At 68.2% G+C, this 10692-nt stretch carries 4 protein-coding genes, 1 tRNA gene and 1 rRNA gene; 1 reads left to right on the forward strand and 5 read right to left on the reverse strand.

All coding sequences use genetic code 11. The features are described from left to right. Positions 1–43 precede the first annotated feature (43 nt). Together RNB18_RS50005 and RNB18_RS50010 are read right to left on the reverse strand one after the other, a co-directional pair. Entirely contained in the window at positions 44–727 is a 684-nt protein-coding gene (locus tag RNB18_RS50005) for a response regulator (protein WP_057613322.1), read from the reverse strand. A gap of 244 nt (positions 728–971) precedes the next feature. Next, complete coding sequence (locus tag RNB18_RS50010) at positions 972–6443, reverse strand: HAMP domain-containing protein (protein WP_311720786.1); 5472 nt, start codon at positions 6441–6443, stop codon at positions 972–974. 396 nt (positions 6444–6839) lie between these two features. Between RNB18_RS50010 and RNB18_RS50015 the strand changes: the two genes are divergently transcribed. Then, complete coding sequence (locus tag RNB18_RS50015; protein ID WP_311720787.1) at positions 6840–9593, forward strand: SpoIIE family protein phosphatase; 2754 nt, start codon at positions 6840–6842, stop codon at positions 9591–9593. A gap of 46 nt (positions 9594–9639) precedes the next feature. Here RNB18_RS50015 and RNB18_RS50020 read toward each other — a convergent pair. The 3 genes from RNB18_RS50020 to rrf form a co-directional block, all read right to left on the reverse strand. Beyond that, positions 9640–9715, reverse strand: a tRNA-Thr gene (locus RNB18_RS50020). Positions 9716–9788: 73 nt separating this feature from the next. Continuing rightward, positions 9789–10451: a DegT/DnrJ/EryC1/StrS family aminotransferase gene (locus RNB18_RS50025; RefSeq protein WP_311720788.1), complete on the reverse strand. Its 663-nt coding sequence runs from the start codon at positions 10449–10451 to the stop codon at positions 9789–9791. Positions 10452–10565: 114 nt separating this feature from the next. Continuing rightward, positions 10566–10682: ribosomal RNA gene (gene rrf / locus RNB18_RS50030) — 5S ribosomal RNA — on the reverse strand. Positions 10683–10692: the final 10 nt, after the last annotated feature.

Genomic DNA, 10692 nt, shown 5'->3' on the forward strand with positions numbered 1-10692 from the left:
AGGTGTCGAACTGACGCGGGCTCAAGGGGTCCGGCGGCGAGCGTCAGTTCTGAGAAGGCACCGAAGGCGAACTTCCGGTGCCCGGCTCCAGCGCGTCCAGCGCCCGCCGCAACCCCGTGAGTTTGCGTTCGAGATGGGCCGCGGTGGCCACCGCGGCCGCGTCCGCGGACTCGTCGTCCAGTTGCTTGGAGAGCGCCTCGGCCTGCTCCTCGACCGCGGCCAGCCGCGCGGACAGCTCGGCGAGCAGACCCGCCGGCTCCTTCGCGTCCCCTGCCGCCGCCTTGCCTCCGCCGCCCTCCAACTGGAGCCGCAGCAGCGCCGCCTGCTCCCGCAGCTGGCAGTTCTTCATATAGAGCTCGACGAAGACCGAGACCTTCGCGCGCAGCACCCACGGGTCGAACGGCTTGGAGATGTAGTCCACCGCACCGGCCGCGTACCCCCGGAAGGTGTGGTGCGGACCGTGGTTGATCGCGGTGAGGAAGATGATCGGGATGTCCCGGGTCCGCTCCCGCCGTTTGATGTGCGCCGCGGTCTCGAAGCCGTCCATCCCAGGCATCTGGACGTCCAGCAGAATCACCGCGAAGTCGTCCGTGAGCAGTGCCTTGAGTGCTTCCTCCCCGGACGATGCCCGCACCAGTGTCTGATCGAGCGCGGAGAGGATGGCCTCCAGCGCGAGCAGATTCTCCGGCCGGTCATCGACCAGGAGGATCTTGGCCTTCTGCACCATGGCCCGCCCTCCTCGCCCCGGATGTGCACCGGGCGCCGCCGCTGGGGACGACTCCCTTTCGCCGCCCGTCCTTGTGCCGGTCATCGTAGCCGCACCCTGTCTGTCGCCACACCCTGTCACCGTGATGTCACTGTGCACGTAGCAGAAACGTAGCGGGAGACCAGAAGGTTCCCCGAATCCCGTACTTCTACACGGCGTCGGGCACACTGAGTCAGCAACTCCGCGTGAACTCCGCTGATTCCCATCACTCCCCCCGCATCCACTGTTCCATCACCGACAGCAGATGATCGGGATCGACCGGCTTGGTCACGTAATCGGAGGCGCCCGACTCGATCGCCTTCTCGCGGTCGCCCTTCATCGCCTTGGCGGTCAGGGCGATGATCGGGAGCCCGGCGAACTGCGGCATCCTGCGGATCGCATTGGTCGTCGCGTATCCGTCCATCTCGGGCATCATGATGTCCATCAGGACGACCGCCAGGTCCTCGTGCTGCTCCAGCACCTCGATACCCTCACGGCCGTTCTCCGCGTAGAGCACGGACAGCCCGTGCTGCTCGAGGACGCTCGTGAGCGCGAAGACGTTGCGGATGTCGTCGTCGACGATCAGCACCTTCTCCCCGCCGAACCGGATGCCCCGGCGTGGCTGCGGCGCGGCCTGGTGCTCCACCGCCGACCACTGGTCCGGCTGTCCGATCCGCTGTTCGAGGGCGGGTACGGTCCTGCGACGGCGCCGGAAGAGCGCCGCGGCGCCGTTCTGTGTCTCCTGGTACGACTTCACCTCGGCCGGCGTCTCGACCTCGACTCCGGTCCGCCCGTGCTCCGACGCGGACGCCACCAGATCGCCGGCCTCCAGGGCGGGCATGGACTGCTGGTATCCCTGCGGCGGCAGTTCGCTGGGGTGCAGCGGCAAATACAGCGTGAACGTCGATCCGCGACCGGGCTCGCTCTGCGCGTGGATCTCTCCGCCGAGCAGTTGCGCGATCTCCCGCGAGATCGACAGCCCGAGGCCGGTGCCACCGTACTTGCGGCTGGTCGTGCCATCGGCCTGCTTGAAGGCCTCGAAGATCACCCGCATCTTGCTGGCCGCGATGCCGATCCCGGTGTCCGTCACCGAGAACGCGATCAGGTCGGCGCTCGGGTCGCGCAGCGAACCGGCCTCGAGCAGCTGCTCCCGGATCGCCACCGGTACGTCCCGCCCGGCGGGCCGGATGACCAGCTCGACGGCACCGGAGTCGGTGAACTTCACCGCGTTGGACAGCAGGTTGCGCAACACCTGGAGCAGCCGCTGTTCGTCGGTGTGCAGCGTGGCGGGCAGCTCGGGCGAGACCCGTACGGACAGGTCCAGGCCCTTCTCCGCGGTCAGCGGCCGGAAGGTGGCCTCCACGTAGTCCACGAGCTGCACGAGCGCGATGCGCGTCGGGGAGACGTCCATCTTGCCCGCCTCGACCTTCGACAGGTCGAGGATGTCGTTGATCAGCTGCAGCAGGTCGGAGCCGGCCCCATGGATGGTCTCGGCGAACTCGACCTGCTTCGGGGTGAGGTTGGAATCCGCGTTGTCGGCGAGCAGTTTGGCGAGGATCAGCAGCGAGTTGAGCGGTGTACGCAGCTCGTGCGACATGTTGGCCAGGAACTCGCTCTTGTACCGCATGGATACGGCGAGCTGCTCGGCACGCTCCTCCAGGACCTGCCGCGCCTCCTCGATCTCGGTGTTCTTGACCTCGATGTCGCGGTTCTGCTGGGCCAGCAGCTCGGCCTTCTCCTCCAGCTCGGCGTTGGACGCCTGGAGGGCCTTCTGCCGGTTCTCCAACTCGGCCGACCGCTCCCTGAGTTGCTCGGTCAGCTCCTGCGACTGCTTCAGCAGTACCTCCGTCTTGGTGTTGACGGAGATGGTGTTGACGCTGGTCGCGATCATCTCGGCGATCTGGTTGAGGAAGTCCTTCTGGATCTGCGTAAAGGGTGTGAAGGAGGCCAGCTCGATGACACCGAGCACCTTGCCCTCGAACAGCACCGGGAGGACGATCACTTGCGCGGGCGGCGCCTCTCCGAGACCGGAGGAGATCTTCAGGTAGCCGCTGGGCGCGTTCTCCACCAGGATCGTGCGCTTCTCCTCGGCGGCCGTCCCGATGAGCGCCTCACCCGGCCGGAACGACGTCGGCATCGAGCCCATCGAGTAGCCGTACGAACCGAGCATCCGCAGCTCGTACTGGTCCTCGGCCTCGGCGCTCATGTCCTTGCCGTCCAGGAGCGGCATCGCGACGAAGAACGCGCCGTGCTGCGCGGTCACCACCGGCGTCAGCTCGCTCATGATCAGCGAGGCCACGTCCTCCAGGTCCCGGCGGCCCTGCATGAGCGCCGAGATACGGGCCAGGTTGCCCTTGAGCCAGTCCTGCTCCTTGTTGGCGATCGTGGTGTCGCGCAGGTTGGCGATCATCTTGTTGATGTAGTCCTGCAGTTCCTGGATCTCGCCGGACGCGTCCACGTCGATCTTCAGGTTCAGGTCGCCCCGGGTCACCGCGGTCGCCACACGCGCGATGGCTCGCACCTGCCGAGTAAGGTTTCCTGCCATTTCGTTCACGGACTCGGTCAGGTCGCGCCAGGTGCCGTCGACGTCACGCACACGTGCCTGGCCGCCGAGCTGGCCCTCGGTACCCACCTCGCGGGCGACTCGGGTGACCTCCTCGGCGAAGGAGGACAGCTGGTCGACCATCGTGTTGATGGTGGTCTTGAGTTCGAGGATCTCACCGCGGGCGTCGATGTCGATCTTCTTGGTCAGGTCGCCCTTGGCGATGGCCGTGGTCACCATGGCGATGTTCCGCACCTGACCGGTCAGGTTGGACGCCATCTGGTTCACGGACTCGGTGAGGTCCTTCCAGGTGCCGGCCACACCGGGCACCCGCGCCTGGCCGCCCAGGATGCCGTCCGTGCCCACCTCTCGGGCCACCTTGGTGACCTGGTCGGCGAACGAACTCAGCGTCTTGACCATGGTGTTGAAGGTGTCGGCGAGCTGCGCGACCTCGCCGCGCGCCTCGATCGTCACCGTCCGTGTGAGGTCGCCGTTGGCGACCGCGTTCGCGACCTGGGAGATGTTGCGCACCTGCATGGTCAGGTTGTTGGCCATCAGGTTCACGTTGTCGCTGAGGTCCTTCCAGATGCCCGTGACACCCGGAACCCGCGCCTGACCGCCCAGCTGGCCCTCGGTGCCCACCTCACGGGCCACCCGGGTCACCTGCTCGGCGAAGGATGACAGCTGGTCGACCATCGTGTTGACGGTGGTGACGAGCTCGAGGATCTCGCCCTTGGCGTCGACGGTGATCTTCTTGGAGAGATCGCCCTTGGCGACCGCGGTGGTGACCTCGGCGATGTTGCGCACCTGGATCGTCAGGTTGTTCGCCATGAAGTTCACGGACTGCGTGAGGTCCTTCCAGGTGCCGGAGACACCCTGCACCTCGGCCTGCCCGCCGAGGATGCCCTCGGTGCCCACCTCACGGGCCACCCGCGTCACCTGGTCCGCGAAGCTGGAGAGCTGGTCCACCATCGTGTTGAGGGTGTTCTTCAGCTCCAGGATCTCGCCACGCGCATCGACGTCGATCTTCTGCGACAGGTCACCCCGGGCCACTGCGGTGGCCACCTGGGCGATGTTGCGCACCTGGGCAGTAAGGTTTCCTGCCATTCCGTTCACGGAGTCGGTGAGGTCACGCCACACACCGGCGACGCCGGGCACCTGCGCCTGTCCGCCGAGGCGTCCTTCGGTGCCCACCTCACGAGCCACCCGCGTCACCTGGTCGGCGAAGGCGGACAGCTGGTCCACCATCGTGTTGATGGTGTTCTTCAGCTCCAGGATCTCGCCGCGCGCGTCCACGTCGATCTTCTGCGACAGGTCACCCCGGGCCACCGCGGTCGTCACCTGGGCGATCTGCCGCACCTGAGAGGTGAGGTTGCCGCCCATGAAGTTGACGGAGTCGGTGAGCTCCTTCCACGTACCGGACACCCCCGGCACCACGGCCTGACCGCCCAGCCGTCCCTCGGTGCCCACGTCCCGGGCCATCCGCGTCACCTGGTCGGCGAAGGCCGACAGCTGGTCCACCATCGTGTTCACGGTGTTCTTCAGCTGGAGCATCTCGCCGGAGACGTCCACGGTGACCTTCTGCGACAGGTCACCGTTGGCCACCGCCGTGGTCACCTGGGCGATGTTCCTCACCTGTCCGGTGAGATTCCTGAACGCCGTGTTGACGGAGTCGGTGAGGTCCTTCCAAGTACCGGCGGCTCCGGGCACCTGCGCCTGGCCGCCCAGCTCACCCTCGACACCGATCTCGCGCGCCACGCGCGTGACCTCGGCGCCGAACGCGGACAGCTGGTCCACCATCCCGTTGACGGTGTTCTTCAGCTCCAGCATCTCGCCGGCCACGTCGACGGTGACCTTCTGCGACAGGTCACCGTTGGCCACTGCCGTCGTCACCGCGGCGATGTCCCGCACCTGCGTGGTGAGGTTCCGGAAGACCGTGTTCACCGAATCGGTGAGGTCCTTCCACGTTCCCGCCGCACCCGGCACGTTCGCCTGCCCGCCGAGCTGTCCCTCGGCACCGACCTCGTTGGCCACGCGGGTGACCTCGTCCGCGAAGATCCGCAGCGTCTCGGTCATCTGGTTGATCGTGTCGGCCAGCTGCGCGACCTCACCGCGTGCGGAGACCGTCACCTTCTGCGACAGGTCACCGCTGGCGACCGCCGTGGTCACCTGGGCGATCCCGCGCACCTGGGCCGTCAAATTGCCGGCCATGAGGTTCACCGAATCGGTGAGGTCCTTCCACACCCCGGCCACACCCGGTACCTGCGCCTGGCCGCCCAGCTCGCCCTCGACGCCGACCTCGCGCGCGACGCGGGTCACCTCGGAGGAGAAGGAGGAGAGCTGGTCCACCATCGTGTTGACGGTGTTCTTCAGCTCCAGCATCTCGCCGGCCACGTGAACCGTGACCTTCCGGGACAGGTCGCCCTTGGCGACCGCCGTGGTCACCAGCGCGATGTCCCGCACCTGCGCCGTCAGCCGGTACGCCATCGTGTTGACGGACTCGGTCAGGTCCTTCCACGACCCCGACATGCCACGCACGCGTGCCTGTCCGCCGAGCTTGCCCTCGGTGCCGACCTCGCTGGCCACCCGCGTGACCTCGTCGGTGAACGTCGACAGCTGATCGACAAGGTTGTTTACAGTCCGCCCGACTTTCAGGAACTCCCCGCGCAGCGGATGCCCCGTTCCGTCCGGCGCCTGCGTCCTGAGCTCCATACGGGGTGACAGATCGCCCTCCGCCACCGCGGACAGCACCCGGCCGACCTCGGAGACGGGCCGTACGAGATCGTCCACGAGCGCGTTGGAGGCATCGATGGCTGACGCCCAGGAGCCCTCACAGGCGCCTGTTTCCAGCCTTTCCGTGAGCTTGCCCTCACGGCCCACCATGCGCCGCACCCGTGACAGCTCACCCGTCAGATGGAGATTGCGGTCGGCCACCTCGTTGAAGACCGCCGCGATCTCCGACATCACGCCGTCGCCGGACACCGTGAGCCGCTTGCGGAAGTTCCCGTCCCGCATCGACACCAGTGCCGCCAGCAGCCGGTTCAGGGCAGCCGTGTCCACCGCGGTGGTCCCATTGCGCGGTTTGCGCTGGTTGCTCGGGGACTGTCCGCCTTTCGCGCGCGTTTTAGTGCCCCGCGTCGCTGCGCCAGACTCCACTGTGTCCCTCCCGCAGGGGTCGACCGTTACTGCTGTGCTCAGGTGCTACTGCGCGGCGCACCGGTGGCTGCCGCGTCCTTGTGCTTACTACAGCGTTATTTCAACCGGGCATACAAAGCCGCACCACGGGCTGCTGCCCGCCGTACACGTAAGCCACTCGGCCTGCCCGAACCTTCTTCAGGAGCCTGCCCAGTGTTTCACCCTGGTTGAACCCGGCCATAACAGTTCGGCAGCTTCGCACATCGTCCGCACACCCTCCGGACGGAAACACTGCAGACCGGCATCCGCATGGCCGTCGAAGGTAAGTAACCTTGCATGCGGCTGTCCAGCCGAGCCGGTCCGTCCGGCCTGGACGGTGGCACGAGCACGAGCGGGCATCGGAGGGCGGCCGCACACATGACCACCGGACTGGTCCCCGGGGGACAGACCCCGGACCCCCGGCCGACGGGCGGCCTGCCGCAGCAGCGGCACGAGCCGGTCGGCCAGGCAGCCCTGCACGTCGACAACCGGCCGAGGAGTTCTGTGATCACCGCGCGCGCGGCCGCCAGCTTCGAGCCTGTCGGTCGATCGGTAGCGACCGCCCGCTCCTTCGTCCGCGACACCCTCCAGGGATGGGGCTTCGCCGACATCGTCGACGACGCGGTGGTCCTCACCAGCGAACTCGTCACCAATGCGGTGGTGCACGCGGGCACCTCCGCGGATGTTCTGTGCCTGCGCAGTGACGACGGTGTACGGATCGAGGTGGGCGACCGCTACCCCGAGCGCGAGATCCCCCTCCAGGGTCAGGCCGTCAACATGGGCAACCTCGACCGCGAGGGCGGCCGCGGCCTCCAGCTCTGCGCCGCGCTCGCCGGCCGGTGGGGCGTCGAGTACACGCCCACCCACAAGCAGGTCTGGTTCCAGCTCGATCTTCCCGAACGCACGGTGGGCACCCGCACGGCAGGCCCGGCCCTGCCCGCGGACCTCCTCCCGCTGGCGGACGGCCGCGTCCGCGTCGCCGTCGTCCAGATCGACCGTGCGTGCGCCATCAGCTCGTGGAACGAGGACGCCGAGGAACTCTTCGGTTACGCCGCCGAACAGGTCATCGGCAAGCCCCTGTCCGACCTCGCGGCCTGGCCCCACACCCCCGGTACCGGCACCGGAATCGCCGAGGCCCTCCTACTCTCGCGCTGGGAGGGCAGTTACGGCATCAGAGCGGCCAACGGTCGCGTCACTTCTGTCTACGCCTCCCACCTGCGCGTCCGCGACACCGGCGGCGAGCCGTCCACGGTCTGCCTCCTGGTCCGCGACCACGAGCGCGCCGTCCTGCAGACCCCGTTGCGCGTGCCCTCCTCCGACACGACCACCTCCTCCGACGGCCAGAGCACCGACCCGTTCGAGGTGTTCATCGGCTCCCCGGCCCCGGACGACCTCGACGGCCTCCTCCAGCGCACTGTCGAACGCGCGCGCGACATGCTGGACGGCGACTCCGCCTTCCTGCTCCTCGCGACCGACGACGAGACCGAGCTGGAGGTCCGCGCCTCCACCGGCCTGCCCTCCGCCCGTCAGCGCTTCGCGCGGGTGCCCGTCGAGGCAGGCCCCGGCCGCTACGGCTCCGCCCGCATGCCGGCCGTCCACGACGACCTCTCGGCCGTACCCGGCGCCGTACCCCTCCTGAACGGCACCGGCATGCGCTCGGTCGTCACCGTCCCGCTGAAGGTCGAGGGCCGCCTCACCGGCTCCCTCGGCGTGGCCGCCGAAGGCCCCGGCAGATACTCGAACGAAGAAGCCCTTCGCCTCCAATTCGCCGCCGACCGCATCGCGTTGGCAGTCGAGTCGGCGCGCCTGGGCGAACTCGAACGCCTGCGCCGCGGCTCCCTGAGCTTCCTCGTCGAGGCCTCCGACCTCCTCGCCGGCACCCTGGACCGCGACCAGACCCTGGCCCTCATGGCCCAGATGACCGTCCCCACCCTGGCCACCTGGTGCGCCGTCTACACGATCGCCGACCAGGCCTCGGATCCCTATCTGTCGTACGTCCTCCACGAGGACGAGGAACTCATCGACGGCATCAAGTCGTTGCTGTCGAAGATCCAGCCCCCGGACCCGGTCCCCACCCCCGGTGCCCGCGTCTGGTCGGCCCCCGGCGAGGCAGCGCACCAAGCGGCTCTGCGCAGCTCCATGCGCAGCCTCGGACTCAGCGGTGGCCCCACCCACCAGCTCGCCTCCGGAATCGGTCCCACGCTCGCCACAGCCTCCGCGGTGGGCGGCGAGACCGTCGTCCTCCCGCTGGTCGCCCGCAATCGCGTCATCGGCATGCTGACCCTCGGCAAGCCCGCGGACGAACACTTCCGCCAGGAAATCCTGGAACTGGCCGAGGACTTGTCCCGCCGGGCCGCCCTCGCCCTGGACAACGCCCGCCTCTACTCCGAGCGCACAGCCATCAGTCAGTCCCTCCAGCGCAGCCTCCTGCCGCCCGAGCTCCCCGAGATCGACGGCGTGGAGGTCGAGGTCATCTACCGCGCCGCCGGCGAGGGCAACGAGGTCGGTGGCGACTTCTACGACGTCTTCCCCATCAGCGACGGTGCCTACGGGTTCGCCATCGGCGATGTCTGCGGTACGGGTCCGAACGCGGCGGCGGTCACGGGCCTCGCCCGGCACGCCCTCAGGCTGCTCGCTCGCGAGGGGCTCAGCGGCCCGGCGGTCTTGGAGCGCCTGAACTCCGCGATCCTCGACGAGGGCGCCCGCAGCCGCTTCCTGACCCTCCTCTACGGCGAGCTGTGGCCGCAGGAGGACGGCAGCGCCCGTCTGAAGGTCGTCTGCGCCGGCCACCCCCTCCCGCTCCGCCTGCGCCAGGACGGCACCGTCGAACCGGCCGCCGAACCCCAGCCCCTCCTCGGCGTCATGGAGGACCTGGAGCTCTACGAGCAGACGGTCACCCTCGACCCGGGCGATGTCCTCCTCTGCGTCACGGACGGCGTCACCGAGCGCCGCGAAGGCACCCGCATGCTGGGCGACGACGGCCTCGCCGACGTCCTGACCACCTGCACGGGCCTGACCGCCGGTGCGGTCGCGGCCCGCATCATGCGCGCGGTCGAGCGCTTCGCCTCCGACGCCCCGTCCGACGACATGGCGATCCTGGCGATGCGCGTCCCGGGCCTGCACACGGACTGAGAAAGACACGAAAAAGGCCCCGCCCGAATGGGCGGGGCCTTTTGGCTGGAGCCCCCTAACGGAATCGAACCGTTGACCTTCTCCTTACCATGGAGACGCTCTGCCGACTGAGCTAAGGGGGCCTGTCGCTTTCGAGGTTTCCCTCGCGGCAACGGAATAGATCATACCCCGAACAGACGCGTGCTCCCAACTCCCTCAGAAGGCAGGCTGAAGCAGTCCCCCCAGCGCATTGCACGCGGCCACGATCCGCTGCATGTCCCGCTTGGTCAGCGAAGCGTCCACCGGCAGCGCGAGCGTCTCGTCGGCGGCCCGCTCCGTCTCCGGCAGCGACACACAACGCCGGAACTCGGGCAACCGGTGCACGGGCGTCTTCACCGGCACCCGGCAGTCAACCCCCTTGCCCCGCAGGGCCCGAGCGAACGCGTCCCGGTCCGGCCGCCCGTTACCGGGCACCCGCACCACGTACTGCTGATAGGTGTGCCCGTCCCCGCCATCGGGCGTACGCACCCCGCGGAGCTTCCCATCGAGGTAGCAGGCCCGCTCTCGACGCTGAGCCATCTCGTCGTACGGCGCCTCGGACTCGCCCTCCTGCAGCACCAGCAGCCCGTGCCGCTGCCCCAGCGCGAGCAGCCGCGCCATGTCGGCCGGTCGCCCGAATCGGTGTACGACAACGACGGCCGCCGTCCGCGGAGTTACCGCCGCTTCGACAGCGGAGGCGTCAAGGCAGTAGCTGACCGGATGTATGTCCGCGAACACCGGAAGCGCACCCGCGAGTGTCACCGCCTCGGCGACCTCGACGTTCCCGAAGGCCGGCACGACGACCTCGTCACCGACTCCGACGCCGGCGGCCCTGAGCATTGCAGCAGTACCCATGCCTCGGATGGTGGTTGCGCAACGTGAACTTCAAGTGACGCACAACAAAAAAGGGTTGGACCCCGAACCGAAGTTCAGGATCCAACCCTTTGAATAATTGTTCGGCGGTGTCCTACTCTCCCACAGGGTCCCCCCTGCAGTACCATCGGCGCTGTAAGGCTTAGCTTCCGGGTTCGGAATGTAACCGGGCGTTTCCCTCACGCTATGACCACCGAAACACTATGAA

Source organism: Streptomyces doebereineriae (genome assembly GCF_031845645.1).
GTDB lineage: Bacteria > Actinomycetota > Actinomycetes > Streptomycetales > Streptomycetaceae > Streptomyces > Streptomyces canus.